Source organism: Streptomyces sp. KPB2 (genome assembly GCF_003950055.1).
Taxonomy (GTDB): Bacteria; Actinomycetota; Actinomycetes; order Streptomycetales; family Streptomycetaceae; genus Streptomyces; species Streptomyces salinarius.
Genome location: NZ_CP034353.1, coordinates 6,280,258 through 6,305,793, shown reverse-complemented (window position 1 = coordinate 6,305,793; position 25,536 = coordinate 6,280,258). Strand labels below are relative to the sequence as shown.

Here is a 25,536-nt window from a genome sequence, read left to right as displayed (position 1 = left end):
CCTAAACGGTGCCCGCACACGTGTCCGAGGCCGGTCACCGGCCGCCCCCGCGTGCTGCCGCGCGGGCGCGCGACTCGGTCGCCCAACCGGCCGCGACGGCGCCCGCGACCGCGGTCAGGGCGAGGACGGCGACGCCGGGATTGACGTAGCCGGGGACGTCGGCGGAGTCGTAGGCCTCGCCGTCGACGGTCTCGCAGCTGAAGCGCAGGGGCAGGTAGGAGACGGAGTAGTCGACGACCCGCCCGGACAGCTTCGGGGACACGCCGGTTCGGCAGGGCCGCAGTGGCAGGGAGTCCGTGCCGCCGTCCTCCGCGTCCATGGCCGCGAACCCGACGCACACCAGGCCCCAGAGGTAGAGCAGGCCTGCGGCCCAGCCCGCGACCGCGGCGACGACGCGGAAGGGCGCGCCCGGCTTGCGCGGCGCGGGAGCGAGAGCCGCCGGGGGCAGCCGCGCACGGGGGTACGCGTCGGCGCGCCGGCGCAGGACGACGGCCGTCACCACCGCGACGAGGACCAGCAGCACGAGAGCGAGCACGGGGCCAGTCCATCAGTCCGGCGACCGCCCGGCTGTGACGGAAGCCATGATTCCGGGCGTGGGGGTGTCGCAACGGAAGCACTCCGGCGCGAGTGCGGGCGGGCGCCATGGTTACTCTCGACTCCGTACGCCGCGTACCCGCGCCGGACACCTGCCGTTACTGAAAAGAGCACCGCCGTGACCCATCCCTTCCTGGATCTCGCCCCGCTGAGCGCCGGCCGTTTCGCCGCGATCGAGGACCGGGTCGCGCGTCTGCTGGGCACCGCGCAGGACGTGGTGGTCATGCAGGGCGAGGCGCTGCTGCCGCTGGAGGGCGCGATCCGCGCCGCCGCGGGTCCCGGCACCGTCGCGCTGAACGTGATCACGGGGCCGTACGGGCAGACCTTCGGGAACTGGCTGCGGGACTGCGGCGCGACCGTGCACGACCTCGCGGTGCCGTTCCACACGGCCGTCTCCGCCGAGCGGATCGGCCAGGCCCTCGCCGAGCACCCGGAGATCGACTTCGTCTCCCTGGTGCACGCCGAGGCGGCGACCGGCAACACCAACCCGGTCGCGGAGATCGGCGAGGTGGTGCGGGCGCACGGCGCGCTGTTCTACCTGGACGCGGTGGCCTCCGTGGGCGCCGAGCCGGTGCTGCCGGACGCGTGGGGCGTGGACCTGTGCGTGATCGGCGCGCAGAAGGCGATGGGCGGCCCTGCCGGGGTGTCGGCGGTGTCGGTGAGCGAGCGGGCCTGGGCGCGGATGGCGGCGAACCCGAACGCGCCGCGCCGCTCCTACCTCTCGCTCCTGGACTGGAAGGAGCGCTGGATCGACGGCGGGCGCAAGGCGCTGCTGCACGCGCCGGCGCAGTTGGAGATGCTCGCGCTGGAGGCGTGCGTCGAGCGCATCGAGGCGGAGGGCGCCGCGACGGTGATGGCGCGGCACGCGTCCGCCGCGGCGGCGACCCGGGCCGGTGCGCTCGCGCTGGGCGGTCTGGAGCCGTACGTGTACGAGGCGAAGGACGCGGCGCCGGTCGCGACGACGCTGCGGACGCCGGCGGACGTCGACGCCTCCGCGCTGGTGGCCCGTGCCCTGGAATCGGACCCGGCGCTGCCGCTGGCGGCGGGCGGGGGCGCGCTGGCGGCCGAGATGATCCGGGTCAACCACTACGGTCCGGACGCGACGCGCGGGGCCGTACAGGGCTGTCTGGCGGCACTGGGTGCCGCGCTGGCCGAGCGGGGCCGCAAGGCGGACCTGGAGGCCGCCCGGAGGGCCGTCGAGGAGGCGTGGGAGGCGCCGGCCGGAACCGGCGCTTCGGCCGACGCTTCGACCGACTCCACGGGCGGATGAATTCGAGGGAATTCCCGATGCTCACACAAGCAGAATTAGGGAATTCCACTCAGCGCAGCTTCCCGTATTCTTCTGCCCGCTTTCCCTGGACCTAAACACAACAATTTCACGAGCGCCGATCTTCACATTTCGGACACGTCTCGCACGGGTTACGCGATTGTGACCCGATCCACATGCTGCCCGTTTTGCGGCTTGCGCCCCCCACAAATCGCCCCATAACGCCGCCGGCTCGCGCGGAAGCACGCGCCCGCGTGATAACACACGGGGCGCTCATTCGTAACCCCATCCGGCGATGCAATTTCATTTTTCCCTGGGTAAATTCAATTTGCATGACTGCCGCGCAAGCAGACCTGCAAATCGATCGTCCGAGAGTGGCCGACGGGGCCGCCCTGTGGCGGATAGCGAGGGATTCCAAGGTCCTCGACCTCAACTCCTCCTACAGCTATCTGCTCTGGTGCCGGGACTTCGCCGCCACGTCGGCCGTCGCCCGCGACGAGAACGGTGAGCCGGTCGGCTTCGTCACCGGATACGTACGTCCGGACCGGCCGGACACCCTGCTCGTGTGGCAGGTGGCGGTGGACGAGGCGTACCGCGGGCGCCGGCTCGCCGCCTCCCTGCTCGACGGGCTGGCCGAGCGGACCGTCGCGGAACAGGGGCTGACCACCCTGGAGACCACCATCTCCCCCGACAACACCGCCTCCCAGCGGCTGTTCACCTCGTTCGCCGAGCGTCGCGGCGCCCGGGTGGAGCGCGAGGTGCTGTTCGACACCGCCGTGTTCCCCGACGGACCGCACGAGCCCGAGGTCCTGTACCGCATAGGCCCGCTGTCCGCCACCGGCTGACCGGCCGCCCGGACGGCCCGGCACCCCGTGCCAGTCCGGCCCCCAGACTTCCCGGCGGACCGCACCGGTCCCCGGATCAGTACGACCTTCCTCTCCCACCCTCACCCCACGAGGAGCGATTCGTCGTGACCATCACCCAGCCCGACCTCAGCGTCTTCGAGACCGTCGAGTCCGAGGTGCGCAGCTACTGCCGCGGCTGGCCCACCGTCTTCGACCGTGCGGTCGGCAGCCGCATGTACGACGAGGACGGCCACGAGTACCTCGACTTCTTCGCCGGAGCGGGCTCGCTCAACTACGGGCACAACAACGCCGTCCTGAAACGCGCGCTGATCGACTACCTGGAGCGGGACGGCGTCACGCACGGGCTCGACATGTCGACCACCGCCAAGCGCCGCTTCCTGGAGACGTTCCAGAACACGATCCTGCGCCCGCGGGACCTGCCGTACAAGGTCATGTTCCCGGGCCCGACGGGCACCAACGCCGTCGAGGCGGCGCTGAAGCTGGCCCGCAAGGTGAAGGGGCGCGAGTCGATCGTGTCCTTCACCAACGCCTTCCACGGCATGTCGCTGGGCTCGCTCGCGGTGACCGGCAACGCCTTCAAGCGGGCCGGCGCGGGCATCCCGCTGGTGCACGGCACGCCCATGCCGTTCGACAACTATTTCGACGGCACCGTCGAGGACTTCATCTGGTTCGAGCGGCTGCTCGAGGACCAGGGCTCCGGCCTGAACAAGCCGGCCGCCGTGATCGTCGAGACCGTGCAGGGCGAGGGCGGCATCAACGTCGCCCGGGCCGAGTGGCTGCGCGCCCTGGCCGCCCTGTGCGAGCGCCAGGACATGCTGCTCATCGTCGACGACATCCAGATGGGCTGCGGCCGTACCGGCGCGTTCTTCTCCTTCGAGGAGGCGGGCATCACGCCGGACATCGTCACCGTCTCGAAGTCGATCAGCGGCTACGGCATGCCGATGGCGCTGACCCTCTTCAAGCCCGAGCTGGACGTCTGGGAGCCGGGCGAGCACAACGGCACCTTCCGCGGCAACAACCCGGCCTTCGTCACGGCGACCGCCACGCTGGAGGCGTACTGGGCCGACGGGTCGGCGATGGAGAAGCAGACCCGCAAGCGCGGCGAGCAGGTCGAGCAGCACATGATCGCCATCACCGAGGAGAACCTCGCCGACGTCAAGGAGTACCGAGGCCGCGGCCTGGTCTGGGGCCTGGAGTTCCACGACAAGGGCCGCGCGGGCCGCGTCGCCAAGCGCGCCTTCGAGCTCGGGCTGCTCATCGAGACGTCCGGCCCCGAGAGCGAGGTCGTCAAGCTGCTGCCGGCGCTCACCATCACGCCCGACGAGCTGGACGAGGGCATGAAGACCCTCGCCCGCGCCGTGCGCGAGACGGCCTGACCGTCGGCTCGACCGTCCGACGGCCCGGCCGTCGGGCACCACTGATACTCCCGGCGCCTTCCGCCCGCGCGGCCGAAGGCGCCGGGGCCCCTTGCACATCCTTCACCTAGGAGGCATCGCAACACCGTGATCGTCCGTTCGTTCAAGGAGTTCGAAGGCACCGACCGGCACGTGAAGAGCGCGTCCGGCACCTGGGAAAGCACCCGGATCGTCCTCGCCAAGGAGAAGGTCGGCTTCTCCCTGCACGAGACGATCCTGTACGCGGGTACGGAGACGTCGATGTGGTACGCCAACCACATCGAGGCCGTCGTCTGCACCAAGGGCGACGCCGAGTTGACCGACCGCGAGACGGGGAAGACGTACCACATCACGCCGGGCACGATGTACCTCCTCAACGGCCACGAGCGGCACACGCTCAAGGTCAAGGAGGACTTCCACTGCATCTGTGTCTTCAACCCGCCCGTCACCGGACGGGAGGATCACGACGAGAACGGCGTCTACCCGCTGCTCACCGAGGAGGTGTGAGTCACCGTGACCACGACCACGAACGTCACCGACCTCTATCCCACCCGCGGCGCGACCGAGGTGGCGACCCCCCGGCAGGACCCGGTGGTCTGGGGCTCCCCGGACACGCCCGGCCCGGTCTCGGCGGGTGACCTGCAGTCCCTGGACCGCGACGGCTTCCTCGCCATCGACCAGTTGATCGCGCCGGACGAGGTCGCCGAGTACCAGCGCGAACTGGAGCGGCTCACCACCGACCCGGCCATCCGCGCGGACGAGCGCTCCATCGTCGAGCCGCAGTCCAAGGAGATCCGCTCGGTCTTCGAGGTGCACAAGATCAGCGAGGTCTTCGCCAAGCTGGTGCGCGACGAGCGCGTGGTCGGACGGGCCCGGCAGATCCTGGGCTCGGACGTCTACGTCCACCAGTCGCGGATCAACGTCAAGCCCGGCTTCGGGGCCAGCGGCTTCTACTGGCACTCGGACTTCGAGACCTGGCACGCCGAGGACGGCCTGCCCAACATGCGCACGATCTCGGTCTCGATCGCGCTCACGGAGAACTACGACACCAACGGCGGTCTGATGATCATGCCGGGGTCGCACAAGACGTTCCTCGGGTGCGCGGGGGCCACGCCGAAGGACAACTACAAGAAGTCCCTGCAGATGCAGGACGCGGGGACCCCGTCCGACGAGGCGCTGACGAAGATGGCCTCCGAGTACGGCATCAAGCTGTTCACCGGCAAGGCCGGCTCGGCGACCTGGTTCGACTGCAACTGCATGCACGGGTCGGGCGACAACATCACGCCGTTCCCGCGCAGCAACGTGTTCATCGTGTTCAACAGCGTGGAGAACGCGGCCGTGGAGCCGTTCGCGGCGCCGATCCGGCGGCCGGAGTTCATCGGAGCACGGGACTTCACTCCCGTACGGTGAGCCGAGCCGGCCGGGGGTCCGGGGGTTGTCCCCCGGAAATCACAGCATCGGCGCGCGGGACTTCACCCCGGTGAAGTGACCCGCGTCTGAGACTCGGGCAGGGGCCTTTTCGTGTGGGACGGGAGGCCCCTGCCCGATGCTGTCCCCCGGGGACTCGGGGCTCAGCCCGACAGCACGTCGAGCAGCCGGTCCGCGTCGGCCTCGGTGTTGTACACGTGGAAGGCGGCCCGCAGGTTGCCCGCCCGGTCGGACACCTGGACGCCGGCCCCGCCCAGCTCGCCCTGCCGGTGACCGAGACCCGGCACCGAGACGATCGCCGAGCCCGGTGCGTCCACCGGCTCGTGGCCCAGCGAGCGCACCCCCGCGCGGAACCGGTCGGCGAGGCCGGTGTCGTGGGCGTGCACGACGTCGACGCCCAGTTCCTCGATCAGGGCCAGCGAATGCCGGGCGCCGGTGTACGAGAACAGCGCGGGAGACTCGTCGAACCGCCGGGCGGAGTGCGCGTATTCCTCGACGGGGCCGTAGCAGCTGTCCCAGGGGCGCTCCCCGGTCGCCCACCCCGCGAACAGCGGGGTCAGCCCGGCCGCCGCGCCCAGGTCCTCCGGTACGACGAGGAAGGCGACGCCGCGCGGGCAGAGCACCCACTTGTAGCCGACGGCGGTCACGAAGTCGAAGTCGTCCGCGGCCGTCGGCAGCCAGCCGTTCGCCTGGGAGGCGTCGATCAGCGTCCGCGCGCCGTGTGCCCGGGCGGCGTCCCGCAGCCCGGCGAGGTCGGCGATCCGCCCGTCGGCGGACTGCACGGAGCTGACCGCCACGAGCGCGGTGTCCGGGCCCACGGACTCGGCGATCCGCTCCAGCGGCACGCTGCGCACCTTGAGGTCGCCGCGCGCGTGCAGCGGATTCACCAGGGAGCTGAAGTCGGCCTCGGCGGTGAGGACTTCGGCACCCGGCGGCAGCGACGCGGCGACGAGCCCGCTGAACGTGGCGACCGACGCGCCGATCGCGACCCGGGTGGCGGGAACCCCGACGAGGCGGGCGTAGGCGGCCCGGGCCGCCTCGACGTCGGCGAACATGTCGAGCGGCTGCCCCGCCGCCGCGGAGGCCGCCGCGTCACGCATCGCGACAAGGGTCCGGGCCGGCAGCAGACCGGTGCTGGCGGTGTTCAGGTACGTGGTCTTCGGGGCGAACTCGGTACGGACGAGATTCTCGAAGCTCTCCATGGCACCACTGTGCGGTCCCGTGACCTCCCCGTCCATTGCGTATTTCTACGCGGTTCCTCCAAGCAACGCTTATGCACTGGGTCTCACCTGGTGCTTTACCCGGTCCCTCAGTTCTGGGGCACCGCGCACCCGTCCGGACCGCAGGCCTCGGCACCCCCGTCGTCGACCAGCTTCAGCGGCGTGCGCTCGCCCCACGCCTGGGTCAGCGCCCGGGTGAAGACCTCGGCGGGCTGGGCGCCCGAGACGCCGTAGGCGCGGTCGAGCACGAAGAACGGCACCCCGGTGGCGCCGAGCTGGGCGGCCTCCCGCTCGTCGGCGCGCACGTCGTCGGCGTAGGCGTCGGGGTCGGCGAGCACCGAACGGACCTCGTCCGCGTCGAGCCCGGCGCCGACGGCCAGGTCCACGAGCCGCTCGTCGTCGTTGAACATGGAGCGCTCGTCGGCGAAGTTGCCCCGGTAGAAGGCGTCGAGCAGCGCCTCGTGCCGGCCCCGCTCCTTGGCGAGGTGCAGCAGCCGGTGCATGTCGAAGGTGCTGCCGTGGTCGCGGTCCCGGGTGCGGTAGTCCAGGCCCTCGGCGGCGGCCTGCGCGCCGAGGTTGTCCTCACCGGCCTGCGCCTGGGCCTCGCTCATGCCGTACTTGGCGGTGAGCATCGTCAAGACCGGCTGGACGTCGTCCTTCGCCCGCCCGGGGTCCAGCTCGAAGGAGCGGTGGACCACCTCGACCGCGTCCCGGTGGGGGAAGGCCGCGAGCGCCTTCTCGAAGCGGGCCTTGCCCACGTAGCACCACGGGCAGGCGATGTCGCTCCAGATCTCGACGCGCATGTCTCGACTCTTCTCCAGGTCGTACGGCGGCGGAGGCCCTCTCCGCCCCGTACGTGAACGTTCAAGCAGCCGCGCCCATTCCCGCCCCGGCGTTCAGCTGCCGTCCCGCAGATCCGCGGGCCAGCCCGGCCGGAACTCCAGGTGGTCGTACGTCACCGTGCACCCCTCCCCTGTCGGCGCCTGCGCCAAAAACCCGACGAGGGCCGCGCCCGTCTCCCTCTCGTCCCCCAGCGTGAAGAGCCTGACGAAGGTCCAGCGCTCGCCGTCGAGGGAGGCGTGGAAGGCGAAGGCCCGCCCGCTGCGGCTGACCCGGAACCAGACGGACTCCCCGTCGACGGTGAAGGAGTTGCAGTCGTCGGAGTGCCCCCGGGTGACCACCGTGCAGACGGTGGCCACGTCCGGGGAGTACTCCAGACACAGCTTGGCCCAGGCCCGCTCCCCCACGTGCACGTAGAGCACCCCGGCGTCGAAGGCACCCCGGAACCCGACCGACACCCGCGCGATGAGCTGGAAGTCCCCCTCGGGCGCCCCCAGCAACCGCGGCGCGTCGGACACGGACTCCAGCGACTCCCCGGTCGGCGGCACGAACCGGTCCTGCCGGGCCCCGGCGACCCCGGTGAGCACACCGTCGGCGTAGGTCCAGTGCCCGTCGGGGCCGTAAGGGCGGAGGGGAAACGGCAGTTCGGGAAGCTGAAGAGTCATGCACTGATCATCGCAGGCCCAGTGCATGCCCTCAGGGGCGCGGGGCTGTATCGATTTGCGGCTCCGCCGCGTGGGCGCGACCAGCCACGACGGCGCCGCACCCGGCGAAACACCCGCACCCCTGCGGCGCGCTACCGCTCCAGCACCCCGTTGAACCGCCGCGGCAGCCCCAGCGGATTGTCGTCCCGCAGCTCCACCGGCAGCAAAGCCTCCGGCACCCCCTGATAAGCCACCGGCCGCAGCCACCGCTCGATGGCCGTACCCCCCACCGACGTGGACGTCGAAGTCGTCGCCGGGTAAGGACCCCCATGCTGCTGAGCCGCCGCCACGGCAACCCCCGTCGGCCAGCCGTTGACGAGCACCCGCCCCGCCAACGGCGTCACCTCCGCGAGGAGAGCCGCCCCGGCGCCCTCGCCCGCCACCTCCTCGGCGGAGAGCTGCACGGTGGCCGTGAGGTTCCCCGGCAGCCGGGACAGCACCCCCCGCACCTCGCCCTCGTCCTGGTAGCGGGCCACCACGGTGACCGGCCCGAAGCACTCCTCCAGGAGCAGGTCGTGCTCGCCCTCCGCCGCCAGCCGCGCCGCCGGCACCGTGAGGAACCCGGCGCTGACGGTGTGCTCGCCGCCGGATCCCGGCGTCACCGGGGAGTCCACGTCGGGCAGCGCGGCGCGCTCGGCGACGCCCGCGACGAAGTTGTCCCGCATGCGGTGGTCGAGGAGCACCCCGGCGTCGGTGGCGCTGACCGCGTCGGTGAGGGACTTGACCAGGCCGTCACCGGCGTCACCGGCCGGCACGAGGACCAGGCCGGGCTTGACGCAGAACTGCCCGACGCCCAGCGTCATGGAACCGGCCAGCCCCGCGCCGATGGCCTCCGCCCGCTCCACGGCCGCCGCCTCCGTGACGACGACCGGGTTCAGGGAGCCCAGCTCGCCGTGGAAGGGGATCGGCACGGGGCGGGCGGCCGCCGCGTCGAACAGCGCGCGGCCCCCGCGGACGGAGCCCGTGAAGCCGGCCGCGGCGACCAGCGGGTGCTTGATCAGCTCGACGCCCGCCTCGAAGCCGTGGACCAGGCCGAGGACGCCGTCCGGGATGTCATGGCGGGCCGCGGCCCGGCGCAGCACCTTGGCGACCAGCTCGGACAGGGCCGGGTGGTCGGGGTGCGCCTTGACGACGACGGGGCAGCCGGCCGCGAGGGCGCTCGCGGTGTCGCCGCCGGGGACGGAGAAGGCGAAGGGGAAGTTGGAGGCGGAGTAGACGGCGACGACGCCGAGCGGCACCTTGTAGCGGCGCAGGTCGGGAATGGGCGGGGTGGCGGTGTCGTCGGGGTGGTTGACGACGACACCGAGGTACTCGCCCTCGTCGACGATGTCGGCGAAGGCCCGCAGCTGGTAGCAGGTGCGGGCGAGTTCGCCGGTGAGCCGGACCGGGCCGAGCGCGGTCTCCGCGTCGGCGACCTCGACCAGGGTGCTCTCGGCCGCCTTCAGTTCGTCGGCGGCGCTCCGCAGGAAGGCCGCGCGGACCGTGCGGTCGGCCAGGGCCTCCCGGGCGGCGTGCGCGGCGCGGACGGCGGCGTCCACCTCCTGGGCCGTGGCTTCCACGGCGACCTGTTCACGCTGCTTCCCGGTACGGGGGTCGACACTCCAGACTGGTGCTGCTGCCACCGCGGGTCCCTCCACGTGCTCTGCACTGAACTCGTTCGATATACTGAACGCTGTCTCTACTGATGAATATGCTGTTCGAGACTATAACTTCAGCTTCTCGTCGAACGAAGGGGTCAAGGGCGATGTCGGCTGTCGAGACTGGGGGCGGAGCGCAGGTCAAGTCCGCGGTGCGGACGGTTGAGCTGCTCGAATACTTCGCCGGGCGCCCCGGTATGCACTCCCTCGCGTCGGTCCAGGAGGCCGTCGGCTATCCCAAGTCCAGCCTGTACATGCTGCTCCGCACGCTGGTGGAGCTGGGCTGGGTGGAGACGGACGCCACGGGCACGCGGTACGGCATCGGCGTACGGGCGCTGCTGGTCGGCACCTCGTACATCGACGGCGACGAGGTGGTCGCGGCGGCCCGGCCGACGCTGGACCGGCTCTCCGACGACACGACGGAGACCATCCACCTCGCCCGCCTGGACGGCACGAACGTGGTGTACCTGGCCACCCGCCAGTCCCAGCACTATCTGCGGCCGTTCACCCGGGTCGGCCGCCGGCTGCCCGCGCACTCGACCTCGCTGGGCAAGGCGCTGCTGAGCACGTACAGCGACGAGCAGGTGCGCAAGATGCTGCCGGAGTCGCTGCCCGCGCTCACCGAGCACACCATCACCGACCGGGAGAAGCTCATCGAGGAACTGCACCAGGTCCGGGAGCAGGGCTTCGCCGTGGACCGCGAGGAGAACACGCTGGGACTGCGCTGCTTCGGGGTGGCGGTCCCCTACCGCACCCCCGCGCGGGACGCGATCAGCTGCTCCGTGCCGGTGGCGCGGCTGACGCCCGCGCACGAACAGATGGTGAAGGACGCGCTGTTCGACGCTCGGGACCGGCTGACGCTGGCCACGCGTAGGCTCTGATCCATGCACATCGCACTGCGCGAGGTCCACGACAGCGATCTGCCCGTCTTCTTCCGGCAGATGAACGATCCGGAGGCCCTGCGCATGGCGGCCTTCACCCCGCGGGATCCGGCCGACTGGGAGGCGTTCACGGCCCACTGGCGGAAGATCCGCGCCTCCCGGGACGTCGTGCGCACCATCCTCGGCGACGGTGACGTCATCGGCAGCACGGCGGTGTACGGGGAGCCTGGTGAACGCGAGGTGACGTACTGGGTGGACCGGGCGTACTGGGGACGGGGCGTGGCGACGGCAGCGCTGCGGGCCCTGCTCGCCGAGGTCCGGGACCGCCCGCTGTACGCCCGTGCGGCGGCCGACAACGCGGGGTCGCGGCGCGTGCTGGAGAAGTGCGGCTTCGTGACCAGCGCGCGGGCGCGGGGGTTCGCGCCGGCCCGGGGCGAGGAGATCGACGAGGTCGTCCTGCACCTGGCGGGATGACCCGCTGAGGGGTGCGTCTCCGCCGCGCGGCGGAGGCGGATCGTCACGGCGCAGGACGTACCGCGGGCGTGCCCGCGGGAGCGTGGACGCATGACACCGACACCCGCCACCGCCACCACCCGGCCGGCCCCGCTCTCCCCGGCACCGCCCACGGACCCGGGGCCCGCCCGGGGCCGGCGGCTGCTGCGGGCGGTCGCCGTCGTGGCCTGCCTTCCGTACCTCGCGCTCAAGGCCGCCTGGATCGGCGGGAGCCACGTCGGCATCCCGGAGGGCAGCACGCTGCTCGACCACCGGGTGGCGATGATCGTTGCCAACGGGGTCTCGCTCCTGCTGGACAGCTGCGTGATCGTGCTGGCGCTGGTGCTGACCCGGCCCTGGGGGCGCCGGGTGCCCGCCTGGTCGCTGGCGTTCCCGGTCTGGGTCGCCACCGGGCTGCTCGCGCCGATCATGGCCGGGTTCCCGTTGCAACTCCTCGCACGGGCGTTCACCGGCGGGGTCGCCACGGCCTCCGACCCCCGGCGGGACCCCTTCCTGCACGAGTGGGTGTTCGGGGTCGTGTACGGCGGGTTCATCGTGCAGGGTCTCGCCCTGGGCGCGCTGTTCGTGCTGTACGCCCGGGACCGCTGGGGGCACCTGTGGCGCGGGCGGACGTGGGACCTGCCGTCCACCGCCACCGGGAGGACCCCGAGGATCGCCGTCGCCGTGGCCGCCGTGCTCGGGCTGTTCCCGTTCGCCGTCCGGCTGCTGTGGGCCTGTGGCTCCGCCGCCGGGCTCGGCGCCGACCGGGCGGCGGACCGCACCAGCGACTTCTACGTGCTCGAGGGGCTGTACGTCGCCTTCCTCGTCCTGGCCGTCGGCGCCGGGGTGGCGCTCGCGTTCCGCCGCGCACGCGTCCTGCCGGTCGCCGTGCCGCTCGCCACCGCCTGGGTGTGCTCCGGTGCCGTGGCCTGCTGGGGCGGCTGGATGCTCCTCGCCTCGCTGCTCGGGCCGGGCGAACCCGCCGACCGCCCGACACGGCTGACGGTCCTCACCTACGCTGCCCAGATGACCGTCGGCCTGCTCCTCGTCTCAGCCTGCGCCCACTTCCTCGTCCGGCGGTCGGCCGCCACCCGTATTCGGCCGTGACCGCGCTCGGCCGGTCGCTCTTCGGGCGGCGGGCGCGCCTGAGGTGGATCCATCTGATCCTCGGCGGCGCGCTCGCCATGCCGTACGTCCTCGTCGGCTCGGTCGTCGTCGGTCCCCTCGCGGGGGGTGAGAACGTCTTCGGTTCGCTCTCCCTCCAACTGGCCTCCTTCGCCCTCGGGCTGCCGCTCGCCGCCGTCACCTCGCTGTTTCCCCTCACCCGTCCCCTGGAGTCCGGGGTGGTGCGGTCGCTGTGCGGCGTCGAGGCGGAGCGGCTCGCGTACGGGCCCGCCCGGACGAAGGGCGAGAAGGGCCGCACGGCGGCCTGGTTCACGCTGCATCTCGGTGCCGGCGGGATCGTCGCGGGGATGTCGCTGGCGGTGCCGCCGTTCGCGGTCACGCTGATCGTGCTGCCCTTCGTGCCGGTGCTGCGCGACGGGTGGCCGGGGCTGCCCGGCCTCTTCGGGCACACCTGGACGCTCGTCCTGTCGCCGCTCGCGGGCGCCGCCATGCTGCTCGCCCTCGCCGGGTGCGCCGCGGCCGTCGGCGCGCTGCTGGCCCGCTGGGCGCCGGCCCTGCTCGGCCCGTCCGCCGAGGACCGGGTCGCGGCGGCGGAGGCGCGCGCCGCCGACCTGGCCGTCCGCAACCGGCTCGCGCGTGAGCTGCACGATTCCGTCGGCCACGCCCTGAGCGCCGTCACCCTCCAGGCGAGCGCCGCCCGCCGACTGCTCGACGCCGACCCGGAGTTCGTCCGCGAGGCGCTCGCCGCGATCGAGGACACCACGCGTCGTACGGTCGGTGAACTCGACGCCGTACTGGGCGTACTGCGCGACGGCGACGCGACCGGTGACGGCTGGGGCGCCGCGCCCGCGCCGACGCTCGCCGGCGACCTCGACGACCTGCTGCGCCGCACCCGCGCGGGCGGCCTGCGCGTGGACGCCACCGTCGCCGCCGCCGTCGCCGACCCGCGGGCGCTGCCGGCGCCGGTCTCCCGCGAGGCGTACCGCATCGTGCAGGAGGGGCTGAGCAACGCGCTCCGGCACGCGGGTGAGAAGGTCACCGTGGCGCTGCGCGTCGAGGTGCTGGACGGCCACCTGCGGATCACCGTCGAGAACCCGTTCGGCGTGGCCGTTCCCGCCCCGCGCCCCGGCGGCGGGCACGGCCTGCGCGGTATCGCCGACCGGGCCCGGCTGCTGGGCGGCGCGGCCGAGGCGGGCGCCGCGGGGCCCCTCTGGCGGCTCCACGTCCGGCTGCCGCTGAAGGGAACCTCGTGACCCACCCACCGATCCGGGTCGTCCTCGCCGACGACGAGCGCATGGTCCGTACCGCCCTGCGCGCCATCCTCTCCGCCGAACCCGACCTGGAGGTCGCCGGTGAGGCCGCCACCGGTGCCGAGGCCGTCTCCGTCGTGCGCGAGGTCCGGCCGGACGTGGTGCTGATGGACGTCCGCATGCCCGAGGTCGACGGCATCCGCGCCACCGAGCAGATCCTCGCCACGCTCGCCGAGCCGCCGCGCATCGTCGTCGTGACCACCTTCGAGAACGACTCCTACGTCTACGACGCCCTGCGCGCCGGCGCCGCCGGCTTCCTGCTCAAGCGCGCCGACGCCGACACCCTCGTCGGGGCCGTGCGGCTGGTGGCGCACAGCGACACGCTGCTGTTCCCGTCGGCGGTGCGGACGCTGGCGGCCGAGCACGCGCGCGCGAACCCCGCCGCCCCGGCCTGGGTGGCGCGGCTCACCGAACGCGAGGGCGAGGTGCTGCGCCTGATGGCGACCGGGCTGACCAACGCGGAGATCGCCGGGCGGCTGGGAGTGGGACCGGCCACGGCGAAGACCCATGTTGCGGCGGTGCTGGCGAAGACCGGCGCCCGGGACCGCACCCAGGCGGTGATCCGGGCCTACGAGGCGGGCTTCATGAACGGGCGATGAGAAGAATGAGAAAGATGAGAAAGATGAGAAAACGGGGCACATGGGAACGATCGCCTCCGCCCCGTTCGTCCTGCCGTCGGGATGAACGGGATGAACAAGACGATCAGGCGCGCCTCCGTCTTCACGCTGCTCCTGGTGTTCGCTCTGCTGATCAGGGCGACCTGGGTGCAGTTCTACGAGGGTCAGGCGCTCGCGGACGACAAGGACAACCGGCGGGGCGCGATCGAGACGTACGCGGAGCCGCTCGGGAACATCATCGTGGCCGGCCGGTCGATCACCGGCTCGGCGCCGACGGAGGGAGGCGACCTCGCGTACAAGCGCACGTACAAGGACGGGAAGCTGTACGCGGCGGTGACGGGCTACGCCTCGCAGGCGTACGCGCCGACCCAGCTGGAGGGCATCTACCAGGACGTGCTCAACGGCACCGACCCCCGGCTGAAGACCGTGATGGACACCGTCACCGGCACCCGGGCCGAACCGGGCAACGTGGTGACGACGATCGACCCGGACGTGCAGAAGGCCGGGCTGGAGGCGCTGGGCGACAAGAAGGGCGCCGCGGTGGCGATCGACCCGAAGACGGGCAGAATCCTGTCGGTCGTGTCGACCCCCTCCTACGACCCGACGTCGCTGACCGACGCCAACACCGCCGGCGCGGCCTGGGAGAAGCTGACCAGTGATCCCGACAAGCCGCTGACCAACCGCGCACTGCGCCAGCCGCTGCCGCCGGGCTCGACGTTCAAGCTGGTGGTGGCCGCCGCCGCGCTGGAGAACGGGCTGTACGACTCGGTGGACGTGAAGACCGACAGCCCCGACCCGTACACGCTCCCGGACACCGCGACGGACCTCACCAACGAGAACCCGAACGCCCCCTGCGAGAACGCCACCATCCGCACCGCCCTGCAGTACTCGTGCAACAACGTCTTCGCGAAGATGGCCGTCGACCTCGGCCAGGACGAGCTGCGTGCCACGGCGGAGAAGTTCGGCTTCAACGACGAGTCGCAGGACGTGCCGGTACGGGCGTACACCAGCGTCTACCCGAAGGACATGAACCGGTCCTCGACGGCCCTGACGGGCATCGGCCAGTTCGACGTGACGGCGACCCCGCTGCAGATGGCGATGGTCTCGGCGGCCCTGGCCAACGGCGGCGAGCTGGTCTCCCCGTACATGGTGTCGCAGGTCACCGACAGCGGCGGCGACGTCCTGGAGGACCACACCGACCCGGACTCGAAGCGGATCGTCAGCTCCTCGACCGCCGACCAGTTGCAGTCGGCCATGCAGACCGTCGTCGAGGACGGCACGGGGTCCAACGCGCAGATCGCCGGGGCGACGGTCGGCGGCAAGACGGGCACGGCCCAGCACGGCGAGAACAACAGCAAGACGCCGTACGCCTGGTTCACGTCGTACGCCAAGTCCGACACCTCGGACAAGGAGGTCGCGGTGGCGCTCCTCGTCGAGCAGTCCGACGCGGCCCGCAGCGAGGTCAGCGGCAACGGCCTGGCGGCCCCGGTGGCCAAGGCGATGATGGAGGCGGCGCTCAAGGGCTGACTTTCCGGGGGCCGCTCGGGTTCGGTCTGCCGTACGGTGTTCGGCACCCGGGAAGCCGCTGCGAGGAGAGTCCGCCGTGGGGACAGTCGTCGACGACGCCGCCGCCGCGGAGTTCCACGCCTTCTTCGAGCGCCACTACGCCGAACTGGCCCGGCTCGCCCGTCTGCTGACCGGCGAGCCGGACGCCGCCGACGACCTCGCGGCGGACGCCCTGCTGGCCCTGTGGCACCGCTGGGACCGGGTCCGCGCGGCCGACCACCCGGTGGCGTACGCGCGCGGGGTGGTCGCCAACCTCGCCCGTACCCGTGTCCGGACCGCCGTGCGCGAGCGCAGACGGGTCGCCCTGTTCTGGTCGCAGCGCGAGGAACGGACGGAGAATCCCGACGTCGCGGGCGTGGTGGACGTGCAGGAGGCGCTGCGCAGGCTGCCGTTCCGCAAGCGGGCGTGCGTGGTCCTGCGGCACGCGTTCGACCTCTCGGAGCGGGACACGGCGCTCGCCCTGGGCGTCTCGGTGGGCACGGTCAAGAGCCAGACGTCGAAGGCGGTGGCCGAACTCCAGCGACTGCTCGGCACCCGGGCGACTCCCCGTGCTCCCCGGCAGGTGCACGCGGCGATCGCGCGCAGCGGCGGAGCCGCGGGAGGCACCCGATGACCGGACCGCGGCGGGACGCGGACGACGCGCTGCGGGCCCGGCTGCACGAGGCGGCCGGAGCGCACGAGCCCGACCGGGCCCGGATGCTGGCCCGGGTCGAACGCGGCATGACCGCTGGGGACCGCGTGCCGGGCCGCCCCGCGCTGCCGGGCTGGGTACGGGTGGCCGGGGCCGCCGCGGCAGTGGCCGGCGTCCTGGCGCTGGGCGGCTACGCGGTCACGTCGGCGGCGCGGGACGAGGCTCCCGCCCGGCGCCCGGTCGCCGCCTCGCCGACCTCCGCGCCGTCAGCCGAGGATCCCGCCACGAGCCGGCCGCCCGCCTCCGGGGCCGCGGACGGCCCGTTGTGGTCCGGCGGTTCGGTGGACCCGCACAGCAACGAATACTGGGCGCAGAGCAACCTGACCCTCAGGACGCGCACTCCTCTGACCGCGCTCACCGTCGAACTGAGGGTGGCGCAGACCGGGTCGGTCACCTCCACCGGGGCCTGGCGGTCGCTCCCGGAGGACGACTTCGCGTTCACGGTCGACGAGCGGGACGGTTTCCTCGTCTACCGGTGGACGCTCGAACGGGGCCGTACGGTCCCGGCGGGTGAGTGGGTGTTCGCCGGCCAGTACAACCACGAGCGCGGTGGCCGGGACGCCCGCGGCGACCGCTACGCGGCGACGGCCACGGCCGCGTCGGAACGGCTGTCGGTGCGGGGCGACTTCGCGCCCCGCGACGACGACTCGTAGGGGTCCCCGACCGGCGAAGCGTTCGCTATCTCGACCATCACACGACGGGTCGAAAGAAATCGCTGCCATCCCGTTGACGCCCCGGCCCCCACTGGCGACACTCCAGATGCGCGCTATCCAACATAATCAATCAGACTCCGACAGGAAGTGTCATGCGCCGTCACACCGCCCGTCGCACGCTTCTGGTCCCCTTCCTGGCTCTCCTCCTCGCCCTGCTCGCCGCCCCTCCGGGTACCGCCCGTCCGGGGGCGCCCCCCGCGCCGAAGCCCGCGTACGCCGGTTATCTCTTCGCCTACTTCACCGGCGAGGGCACCGCCGACGGCGAGCAGATCCGCTACGCCCTCAGCCGGGGCAACGACGCCCTGCACTGGCGTGAACTGAACGCGGGCAAGCCGGTGCTGACCTCCACGATCGGCGAGAAGGGCCTGCGCGACCCGTTCGTGATCCGCTCCCCCGAGGGCGACCGGTTCTACCTGATCGCCACCGACCTGCGGATGTACCGGGGCAGCAGCGGCAGCTGGGACGAGGTGCAGCGGCACGGCAGCAAGTCGATCATGGTCTGGGAGTCCACCGACCTGGTCCACTGGACCGACCAGCGCCTGGTGAAGGTGTCCCCGGACAACGCGGGCAACACCTGGGCGCCGGAAGCCTACTGGGACGACGAGCTGGACGCCTACGTCGTCTTCTGGGCCTCCAAGCTCTACGCCGAGGACGACCCGGACCACACCGGCTCGACGTACAACAAGATGCTGTACGCCACCACGAAGGACTTCCGCACCTTCAGCGAGCCGAAGGTCTGGAACGACCCGGGCTACTCGGTCATCGACTCGACGGTCGTCGAGCACGGGGGCACCTACTACCGCTACACCAAGGACGAGCGCGACCCGTCCTCCGGCTCCCCCTGCTCGAAGTTCATCACCGCCGAGAAGTCGTCCTCGCTCACCGATACCTCGTACGACTTCGTCTCCGACTGCATCGGCAGCGGTGCGATGGACCGGGGCGAGGGGCCGACGGTGTTCAAGTCGAACACCGAGGAGAAGTGGTACCTGTTCGTCGACGAGTACGGCGGCCGGGGCTACCTCCCCTTCGAGACCACCGACCTCGACTCGGGCAGGTGGACGCCGTCGACCGACTACCAGCTGCCCGCAAGCCCCCGGCACGGCACGGTGATACCGGTGACCCAGGCGGAGTACGACCGGCTGCTGGCCGCCTACCCGGCGAGCCCCGCCTCGGTCGTGGACGCCACGGCGCGCGGGCAGAAGGGGTACGCGATCGTCAGCGAGGACACCGGCAAGGTCGTCCTGCCGATGGAGCCCCGCACGAACCTGCGGCACCTCGCCCCGAAGCTGTGGGTGGGCGAGGGCGCGACGCTCAGCCCGCCGTCCGGCACGCGCCGCGACTTCCGCAGGCCGCAGACCTACACGGTGACGGCCGCCGACGGCACGAGGCGCACCTGGACCGTCGAGGCGGTGCCCACCCGCAGCCCGGTCCTGCCCGGCCTGTACGCCGACCCCGACGTGCGGTACATGGACGGCCGGTACTGGATCTATCCGACGACGGACGGCTTCGCCGGCTGGAGCGGCACCCGGTTCAAGGCGTTCTCCTCGAAGGACCTGGTCCACTGGAAGGACCACGGCGTCATCCTCGACCTGGGGCCGGACGTGTCCTGGGCCGACAAGAACGCCTGGGCCCCGGCGATCGCCGAACGCGACGGCAAGTACTACTTCTACTTCTGCGCCGAGCAGCAGATCGGCGTCGCGGTGGCCGACTCCCCGGCCGGTCCCTTCACGGACGCGCTGGGCAAGCCGCTGGTCGCCAAGGGGCGGTTCGACGGCCAGATGATCGACCCGTCGGTCTTCACCGACGACGACGGGCAGGCGTACCTGTACTGGGGCAACGGGCACGGGTACGGGGTCCCGCTCGACGACGACATGGTGTCCTTCGACGCCTCCCGGGTGCGGGACATCACCCCGGAGAACTTCCGCGAGGGCTCCTTCGTGGTCAAGCGCGAGGGGACCTACTACTTCATGTGGTCCGAGGACGACACCCGCAGCGCGAACTACCACGTCGCCTACGCGACCGGCCCGTCCCCGCTCGGCCCGTGGACAAAGCGCGGCACGATCCTGTCCAAGCGCCCGGAGTACGGCATCCTCGGCACCGGCCACCACTCCGTGGTCAACACGCCCGGCACCGACGACTGGTACATCGTCTACCACCGGTTCGCGCTGAACGGCCCCGGCGGTCCCGGCGGGGACGGCACCCACCGGGAGACCACGATCGACCGGCTGGAGTTCGCCCCCGACGGAACGATCGAGCCGGTCGTGCCGACCCTGGGGTCCGTCCCCGCCGTTGCCGGGCGCTACTCCACGAAGTAGGTCGGGTTGGGAAGCTTGTACGTGCGGTCCGCGTAGCCGCCCTGGAGGTCGGAGTACTGGTCGCCGAAGTTGGCGACGATGTCGTACCCGAGGTCCCGCTCGATGTGCCGACGGGTGCCCGCCTTGTACTGCACGGTGGTGCACTTCCAGGTGCCGGGGGTGGCGCAGTGGGCCAGGTAGGACGGCGGGTTCGCCTTGTCCTTGAGGAACATGTGGCCGGCGTCGAGGTTCACCTCGGCGCCGACCTTCTTCAGGTTCTCGACGGCGGCGGTGCGCTGCGCCTCGCTCAGACCGGAGTTGTAGAAGACCTCGACGCCCTTCTTCTCGGCGTACCGGGCCAGTTCGGGGCTGCCGGGCACGGCCGGGCGGTCGGCGCGGTCGACGTACGCGGCCCAGGTGGCGCTGTCGTAGCCGTAGTTGTTCTTCTTCTCGTAGTCGAGGCTGAGGAGCAGCGTGTCGTCGATGTCGAAGACGACCGCGGGCCTGGTGTGCTTGTGGTGCGCGGCGCGGGCCGCCCGGTCGATCTGCTTCTTCGCGGCGGCGTCGATGCGGGCCAGGTCGGCGGCGTAGGGGCTGTCCGGCGAGGCCTGGTAGACGCCGTCGTCGTCGAGCGTGGTGCCGTAATAGGCGTCGATGTCCTTGGCCAGCACGCCGATGTTGTACGGCTCGTGCGTGGAGTTGGCGGTCGACTGGCCGGCGGTGGCGGCGCCCGTGCCGTACAGGACGGCACCGGCGACGGCACAGGCGGCGGTGACGGTCGCGATGCGCAGTGGCTTATGCATGGCACATGTTTCTACGCGCGTCACCCGGGTGGGCGCGAGACCCGTGGCCGGATTCGCGCCCCCGTATCTGGCAAAGATCGCGTCAAGCAGGTCAAGTACCGGCCGCGCGGGCCCGGTCGGCCGGGGTCAGTGCCGCCCGCCGTACGGCTGCCGGTCGTAAGGCCGCCAGTCGCCGAGGTAGGCCTCCCGGGTGTGCGCGGCGGCCTCGGCACGGGTGAGCTGCGGCCGGTTCTCGGGGACGGTGACCGCGGCGCCCGGCCCGGTGTTGCGGTACTCGCCGAACCGCTGCTCCTGCCAGGGGTGGGCGTCGCGCATGTTGGCGTACGGGGCCACCGCGTCGATGCCCGCGCCGAGGTGGGTCTCGCGCACGGTGAGCATCGGGCGGGCGGTGGTGTCGGAGCTGGGCACCCAGGGGCGGGCCAGCTTGTAGTAGCCGTCGGGGGCCTCGCTGCTGACGCGGCCGCGGGTCACCAGGTAGCCGCGCGGGTTGGCGCCCGCCGTGGAGGGCGCGAACACGAAGCCGTACGGGGCGGCGTCGAGGTCGGGGCGGACCAGGGTGCGGAAGTGGCACTGCTCGTACACCGCGGTCGCCCGGCCGAAGACGAAGTCGACGTCGCCCTCGACGTAGCAGCGCTCGTAGTACTGGCGGGCGAAGAGCGAGAGGTCGCGGGTGTCGGCGTAGAGGGTGTCCTGGTGGCCGAGGAAGCGGCAGTCGTGGAAGGCGGACCGGTCGCCCATGACCTTGATGGCGACGGCCTGGGTGCCGGTCCAGTCGGGCCGGTCGGCGCGCAGCCAGTCGTTGGCGAAGGTGATGGCGCGTGCGGTGAAGCCGTCGGCGCGCACGGTGGTGGTGGCCGACCCGCTGGTGCCGTAGGTGCCGGAGCCGTCCGGCTTGGGGGTGCCGGCCGCGTTGTCGTAGACGATGACGACGTCGCGGGGGTCCCCGGAGGCGCCGATCCAGGTCGCTCCGGTGCGGCCGGTGTCGACGGAGACCGTCTCGCGGTAGGTGCCGGGCGCGAGGACCAGCGTCCAGCCGTCGCCCGCGGCGGCGTCGACGGCCGCCTGGACGGAGGTGAAGTCGCCGCGGCCGTGCGGGTCGACGTACAGGGTCCTGGCGGTGCGGCGGGCGGCGGGTGAGCCGTAGCGGCCGAAGGGACGCGGGCGGGGCCGGGTGCCGGCGACGGCGCTGCCGGCGGTCGCCAGGCCCAGGCCGAGGGCGGCGCCCGCGCCGGCGGTCGTCAGGAGGAAGCCTCTGCGGGAGGGGGCGGGTCGGTGCATGCGGGTGCTCCTTGGAGGGGTGGGCCGGGGCGGTGCGGGCGCCCCGGCCCGGTTCGTGGGTCGGGTGTCGGTGCCCGTCAGCGCAGCCGGCCGGCGCCCGCGCCGTGGTCGACGACGAAGGGGACCGCCCGGGACGGCAGGACCTTGGTGCGCAGCGTGGGCGTCCAGCCCGCGCCGGAGCGGAGGACGGCGTCCGGGTTCTCCGCGTTGTGGGCCGCGATCAGGTCGACGGTGCGGCCGTTGACGCGGTTGTCGGCGGCGCTGAGCGGCGAGTCGTTCCAGCGCTTGAGCACCTTCGCGGGGCTGACGCCGGCCGGCAGGGTGAAGGCGTTGTGCTCGGCGACGAGCGCGGACTCCTTGCCGACGCCGAAGCTGTAGGCGTAGTCGTCGGAGGCGACGAAGTGGTTGTTGTAGACGTCGACCTGGCCGAAGCGGACGCGGGGCGCGCGCTCGACGAGGTTCTTGAACAGGTTGTGGTGGAAGGTCGCCTTCAGGTGCCCGCGGTCGACGGCGGCGGTGGACTCGCTGTCGCTGTTGCCGATCAGGATGGTCTTGTCGTGCTCGGTGAAGACGTTCCAGGACGCGGTGACGTAGTCGGCGCCCTTGACGATGTCGAGCTGGCCGTCGTGCTGCTGGTAGAGCATGCCGAAGTAGGTGGGCGCCGCGCTGTCGGGGTGCTCGCCGTCGGTGAAGGTGTTGTGGTCCAGCCACACGTGCGTCGACCCGTACACGACCGCGCTGTCGTACTCGGAGTTCCAGTTGCCCTTGTCCCCGTCGGTGGGGTCCCACTGCGGGAAGCAGTCGACGGGGCTCTCGAAGGTCAGGTTGCGGACGATGACGTTGTCCACGCCCTTGATCTGGAGGCTGGCGCCCTTGAGCGCGGCGCCCCGGCCGACGCCGATGATGGTGGTGTTGGAGGGCACGTTCGCCTTGATCGACCGGTCCTGCTGTGCGGCGGAGGCGCGGCGCAGGCCCTCGGGGCTGTCGTCGGGCTCGGCGCTCAGGTCGGTCTCCATGCCCCAGTTCTCCGGGGAGTACTTCTCCAGGTAGGCGTCGAAGTCGTAGCCGGGCGCGGCGAAGGCCTCGCAGCCCTCCGAGACGGCGTCGACGGTGCCCCTGACCTTGATGATCCGCGGCGCGGTGCCGTCGGCGGCGAGGGCGGCCCTGAACTCGGCCCAGGTGGAGACGGTGTACACGTGTTCCGCGTCGGCGGCGGCCCCGCCGGTCGTTCCGGTGCCGTGGGAGGCCCAGCCGTCGCCCGCGGGCAGCGTCTGGCGGGCGGTGTCCCGGGGGTGGTGGTGCCCGGGGCGGGCCTCGGCCGTGGCGGCGGTCAGGCCCAGCACGAGGGCGGTGCAGCCGACGAGCGCGGCGGTTCTCTTCGTGGCATGCCCATGCCATCCCTGAGTGCTCATGGTGCGCTTCTCCCTGCTTCTCGGGGTATCGGGGTAAGGGTGTGCGGGGTGTTACGCGGTGGCCGGTTCCGGCCAGCTGATCCAGGACTCGGGGATCTCCTCGTCCAGCCGGCGCACGTCCCGGTGCGCCAGTACGCGCCCGCGCAGCAGTTCCCGGGCGACGAGCCGGGCGACCGCGATCGCGCCCGGCGGGTTGAAGTGGGTGTTGTCCTGCTCGGTGGCGGTCCAGTTGAAGTACGCCTTGGTCCCTTCGACGCCGAGCCGCTGCCACAGCGCGAGCGACAGCGCCTGCACGTCGAGCAGCGCCACGCCCTCCTGCCGCGCGAGCGCCCGCATCGACGCCGGGTACTCCTTGTGGCTCGGCACGGCGTTCCCCGCCGCGTCGAACCGCCGCCGCTCGACGGGCGTGGCCAGCACCGGCCGCGCCCCGCGGGCCCGGGCCCCGTCGACGTACATCCGCAGATACTCCTGGTACGTTGTCCAGGGCTCGGTGTAGCGGGTGGGGTCCTCGTCCTTCTCGTCGTTGTGCGCGAACTGGATCAGCAGGAGGTCACCGGGCCGGATCGCGCCGAGGACGACGTCGAGCCGCCCCTCGTCGACGAAGCTCTTGGAGCTCCGCCCGTTCACGGCGTGGTTGGCGACCTCCAGCTCCTTGCGGAGGAAGAAGGGCAGGGCCATGCCCCACCCGGTCTCGGGCGCGGCGTCGGAGTACTTCTGCGCGGCGGTGGAGTCCCCGGCGATGTAGAGGGTGCGGGGGTGGTGGTGGCGTCCGCCGGCGTGGGCGGTCTGGGCGGCGGCGAACGCCAGAGGAATGGAGGAGACGGCAGCGGCAGTGACCTGCCTTCGGCTGAGCGACACGCGGGGGTACCTTTCAACTCGGGGGTGGAAAAGTCACCTAGGGGCGCGGGGAACTGCGCGACAAGCCACGGACGGCCCGCAGCCCGCAACGAACGACGGACCGCCCGGGGCGAAACCGAAACCGCCGACTAACCCATCTGCTCCGTCCACTCGGCCTGCGCCTCGTTCAGCTTCTCGGCCAGCCCGTCCAGGAAGTCCTTCGCACTCATGTCACCCAACAGCACCTTCTGGAACCCCGGCTCGCTCTCCGACTTGGACAGCGTGTTCCAGTCCGGCAGGTAGTACGGCAGCTGGACGATGGTCGTGGACCCGTCGTTCAGCGCCTGCGCCGCCAGCTTCGTCGGCTCGGCCTTCTGGATCCACGCGTCGTTCGCGGCCTCGGTGTTGGACGGCACCTGCCCGGCCGACTCGTTGAACTTCGAGTTCTGCTCCTTGGAGGTCGCGAACTCGATGAACTTCCAGGCGGCCTCCTTGTTCTTGGAGCTCTTGAACATGCCGAGCCCGTCGACCGGGTTGGACACCTGCACCCGCTTGCCGGAGGGGCCGACCGGCTGCGGGATGCCGCGGAACTTCTCGACGCCGAGCGCCTTCACGTGGTCCTGGTAGGAGCCCAGGTTGTGGTTGAGCATGCCGATGGTGCCGGTGTCCCACTGGGCGACCATCTTGGCGAAGTCGTTGTTGACGTCGGCGGCCGGCGTGACCTTCTTGTAGAGGGCCGCGTACTTCTCCAGCGCCTCGACGTTCTTCGGGTCGTTGACCGTGGTCTTCTTCTTGCCGGCGTCCCAGAACGAGGTGATGCCGGACTGCCCGTACATCGCGTCGAGGGCCTGGGCGATGGAGCCGGAGCCGCCGCGGATGGTGTAGCCGAACTCGTTCTTGCCCGCGTCGGTCAGCTTCTCGGCGGCGGCGTAGAACTTGTCCCACGTCGTCGGCGCGTCGAGACCGGCCTTCTCGAACAGGTCGGTGCGGTAGTAGAGGACGCCGTTGTTGGCCGAGGTCGGCATCGAGTACAGGGTGCCGTCGCCGCCGCCGGCGGCCTTCAGGGACTCGACCATGTCCTTGTTGAGCTTGTCGCTCAGGGGCGACTTGGCGAGCCGGTCGTCGAGCGGTTCCAGGGCGCCCTGCGCGGAGAAGCCCGCGAGCATCGACGCCGTCACGCCGCCGACGTCCGGCAGGCCGCCGCCCTGGAGGGCGGTGTCGACCTTGGACTGGTACTCGGTGGCGGCGATGCCGACGTACTCCACGTCGATGTCCGGGTTCGCCTTCTCGAAGTCGGCGATGATCGTCTTCCAGACGGCCGTACGGATACCGCCGTTGTTGTCCCAGAAGGTGATCTTCCCCTTGCCGCTGCCCTCGGCCCCCTCGCCGCCGCCCGCGCCGCTGCCGTCGTCACCGCAGGCGGTGGCGGTCAGCGCGAGCACGGCCCCCAGGGCGACGGCGGCGGTCGTGCGGCGCCTGACTGCGCCTTTGTCTCTGCTGCTGAGCATGCTGATCCTCATTGGTCGGCTCTCTTCTTCCGGATCTTCTGGATCGAACAAGGCGGTGG

The 25,536-nt window shown here is 71.8% G+C and carries 24 protein-coding genes; 14 read left to right on the top strand and 10 right to left on the bottom strand.

Features of this window, described 5'->3' with window-relative positions:
* Window positions 1-34 precede the first annotated feature (34 nt).
* A complete protein-coding gene (locus D1J63_RS28420; RefSeq protein ID WP_125632787.1) occupies window positions 35-535 on the bottom strand; it encodes a hypothetical protein in 501 nt (166 codons plus the stop codon).
* A 177-nt stretch (window positions 536-712) separates the two neighbouring features.
* Between D1J63_RS28420 and D1J63_RS28415 the strand changes: the two genes are divergently transcribed.
* The 5 genes from D1J63_RS28415 to thpD all read left to right on the top strand — a co-directional run bounded on the left by D1J63_RS28415 (window position 713) and on the right by thpD (window position 5,531).
* A complete protein-coding gene (locus D1J63_RS28415; RefSeq protein WP_125632785.1) occupies window positions 713-1,864 on the top strand; it encodes an aminotransferase class V-fold PLP-dependent enzyme in 1,152 nt (383 codons plus the stop codon).
* Between the two features lie 329 nt (window positions 1,865-2,193).
* Window positions 2,194-2,706, top strand: a complete 513-nt coding sequence (ectA, locus tag D1J63_RS28410; RefSeq protein WP_125632783.1) for a diaminobutyrate acetyltransferase — start codon at window positions 2,194-2,196, stop codon at window positions 2,704-2,706.
* A 125-nt stretch (window positions 2,707-2,831) separates the two neighbouring features.
* On the top strand, window positions 2,832-4,103 hold the full coding sequence (ectB, locus tag D1J63_RS28405) for a diaminobutyrate--2-oxoglutarate transaminase (protein ID WP_102929418.1): 1,272 nt from the start codon (window positions 2,832-2,834) through the stop codon (window positions 4,101-4,103).
* 126 nt (window positions 4,104-4,229) lie between these two features.
* On the top strand, window positions 4,230-4,628 hold the full coding sequence (locus tag D1J63_RS28400; protein ID WP_030184764.1) for an ectoine synthase: 399 nt from the start codon (window positions 4,230-4,232) through the stop codon (window positions 4,626-4,628).
* Window positions 4,629-4,634: 6 nt separating this feature from the next.
* Complete coding sequence (gene thpD, locus D1J63_RS28395; RefSeq protein WP_164713010.1) at window positions 4,635-5,531, top strand: ectoine hydroxylase; 897 nt, start codon at window positions 4,635-4,637, stop codon at window positions 5,529-5,531.
* A 161-nt stretch (window positions 5,532-5,692) separates the two neighbouring features.
* Here thpD and D1J63_RS28390 read toward each other — a convergent pair whose 3' ends face one another.
* The 4 genes from D1J63_RS28390 to D1J63_RS28375 all read right to left on the bottom strand — a co-directional run bounded on the left by D1J63_RS28390 (window position 5,693) and on the right by D1J63_RS28375 (window position 9,935).
* A complete protein-coding gene (locus D1J63_RS28390; RefSeq protein ID WP_125632781.1) occupies window positions 5,693-6,787 on the bottom strand; it encodes an aminotransferase class V-fold PLP-dependent enzyme in 1,095 nt (364 codons plus the stop codon).
* Between the two features lie 71 nt (window positions 6,788-6,858).
* Complete coding sequence (locus D1J63_RS28385) at window positions 6,859-7,572, bottom strand: DsbA family oxidoreductase (RefSeq protein ID WP_125632780.1); 714 nt, start codon at window positions 7,570-7,572, stop codon at window positions 6,859-6,861.
* A gap of 93 nt (window positions 7,573-7,665) precedes the next feature.
* Window positions 7,666-8,274 (bottom strand): DUF1349 domain-containing protein, encoded by a 609-nt coding sequence (locus tag D1J63_RS28380; protein WP_125632779.1) that lies wholly within the window; start codon window positions 8,272-8,274, stop codon window positions 7,666-7,668.
* A 131-nt stretch (window positions 8,275-8,405) separates the two neighbouring features.
* Window positions 8,406-9,935: an aldehyde dehydrogenase (NADP(+)) gene (locus tag D1J63_RS28375; RefSeq protein ID WP_125632777.1), complete on the bottom strand. Its 1,530-nt coding sequence runs from the start codon at window positions 9,933-9,935 to the stop codon at window positions 8,406-8,408.
* Between the two features lie 122 nt (window positions 9,936-10,057).
* Between D1J63_RS28375 and D1J63_RS28370 the strand changes: the two genes are divergently transcribed.
* The 9 genes from D1J63_RS28370 (at window position 10,058) to D1J63_RS28330 (ending at window position 19,660) form a co-directional block, all read left to right on the top strand.
* Entirely contained in the window at window positions 10,058-10,831 is a 774-nt protein-coding gene (locus D1J63_RS28370) for an IclR family transcriptional regulator (protein ID WP_102929422.1), read from the top strand.
* A 3-nt stretch (window positions 10,832-10,834) separates the two neighbouring features.
* Window positions 10,835-11,305 carry a GNAT family N-acetyltransferase gene (locus tag D1J63_RS28365; protein ID WP_125632775.1) on the top strand — a complete coding sequence of 157 codons (471 nt, stop codon included), beginning with the start codon at window positions 10,835-10,837 and terminating at the stop codon, window positions 11,303-11,305.
* A gap of 90 nt (window positions 11,306-11,395) precedes the next feature.
* Entirely contained in the window at window positions 11,396-12,430 is a 1,035-nt protein-coding gene (locus D1J63_RS28360) for a hypothetical protein (protein ID WP_206436793.1), read from the top strand.
* Window positions 12,427-13,701 (top strand): histidine kinase, encoded by a 1,275-nt coding sequence (locus D1J63_RS28355; protein WP_125632773.1) that lies wholly within the window; start codon window positions 12,427-12,429, stop codon window positions 13,699-13,701. Before D1J63_RS28360 ends, D1J63_RS28355 begins: the two co-directional genes overlap by 4 nt.
* The gene (locus D1J63_RS28350; protein WP_125632771.1) at window positions 13,698-14,357 is read left to right on the top strand and encodes a response regulator transcription factor; all 660 of its coding nucleotides are present in this window, start codon (window positions 13,698-13,700) and stop codon (window positions 14,355-14,357) included. The genes D1J63_RS28355 and D1J63_RS28350 overlap by 4 nt, the downstream gene beginning before the upstream one ends.
* Before the next feature lie 90 nt (window positions 14,358-14,447).
* The gene (locus tag D1J63_RS28345; RefSeq protein WP_125632769.1) at window positions 14,448-15,902 is read left to right on the top strand and encodes a penicillin-binding transpeptidase domain-containing protein; all 1,455 of its coding nucleotides are present in this window, start codon (window positions 14,448-14,450) and stop codon (window positions 15,900-15,902) included.
* 76 nt (window positions 15,903-15,978) lie between these two features.
* Window positions 15,979-16,554, top strand: a complete 576-nt coding sequence (locus D1J63_RS28340; protein ID WP_125632767.1) for a SigE family RNA polymerase sigma factor — start codon at window positions 15,979-15,981, stop codon at window positions 16,552-16,554.
* Window positions 16,551-17,285, top strand: coding sequence for a hypothetical protein (locus D1J63_RS28335; RefSeq protein ID WP_125632765.1), 735 nt, complete (start codon window positions 16,551-16,553; stop codon window positions 17,283-17,285). The genes D1J63_RS28340 and D1J63_RS28335 overlap by 4 nt, the downstream gene beginning before the upstream one ends.
* Window positions 17,286-17,437: 152 nt before the next feature.
* The gene (locus D1J63_RS28330) at window positions 17,438-19,660 is read left to right on the top strand and encodes a family 43 glycosylhydrolase (protein WP_125632763.1); all 2,223 of its coding nucleotides are present in this window, start codon (window positions 17,438-17,440) and stop codon (window positions 19,658-19,660) included.
* Here D1J63_RS28330 and D1J63_RS28325 read toward each other — a convergent pair.
* The 5 genes from D1J63_RS28325 to D1J63_RS28305 form a co-directional block, all read right to left on the bottom strand.
* On the bottom strand, window positions 19,645-20,442 hold the full coding sequence (locus tag D1J63_RS28325; protein WP_125632761.1) for an HAD family acid phosphatase: 798 nt from the start codon (window positions 20,440-20,442) through the stop codon (window positions 19,645-19,647). The genes D1J63_RS28330 and D1J63_RS28325 overlap by 16 nt on opposite strands.
* Before the next feature lie 126 nt (window positions 20,443-20,568).
* The gene (locus D1J63_RS28320; RefSeq protein ID WP_125632759.1) at window positions 20,569-21,720 is read right to left on the bottom strand and encodes a pectinesterase family protein; all 1,152 of its coding nucleotides are present in this window, start codon (window positions 21,718-21,720) and stop codon (window positions 20,569-20,571) included.
* Window positions 21,721-21,797: 77 nt separating this feature from the next.
* The gene (locus tag D1J63_RS28315) at window positions 21,798-23,132 is read right to left on the bottom strand and encodes a polysaccharide lyase family 1 protein (protein WP_125632757.1); all 1,335 of its coding nucleotides are present in this window, start codon (window positions 23,130-23,132) and stop codon (window positions 21,798-21,800) included.
* 51 nt (window positions 23,133-23,183) lie between these two features.
* Window positions 23,184-23,990, bottom strand: coding sequence for a rhamnogalacturonan acetylesterase (locus D1J63_RS28310; RefSeq protein WP_125632755.1), 807 nt, complete (start codon window positions 23,988-23,990; stop codon window positions 23,184-23,186).
* A gap of 128 nt (window positions 23,991-24,118) precedes the next feature.
* Complete coding sequence (locus D1J63_RS28305; RefSeq protein ID WP_125632753.1) at window positions 24,119-25,477, bottom strand: sugar ABC transporter substrate-binding protein; 1,359 nt, start codon at window positions 25,475-25,477, stop codon at window positions 24,119-24,121.
* Window positions 25,478-25,536: the final 59 nt, after the last annotated feature.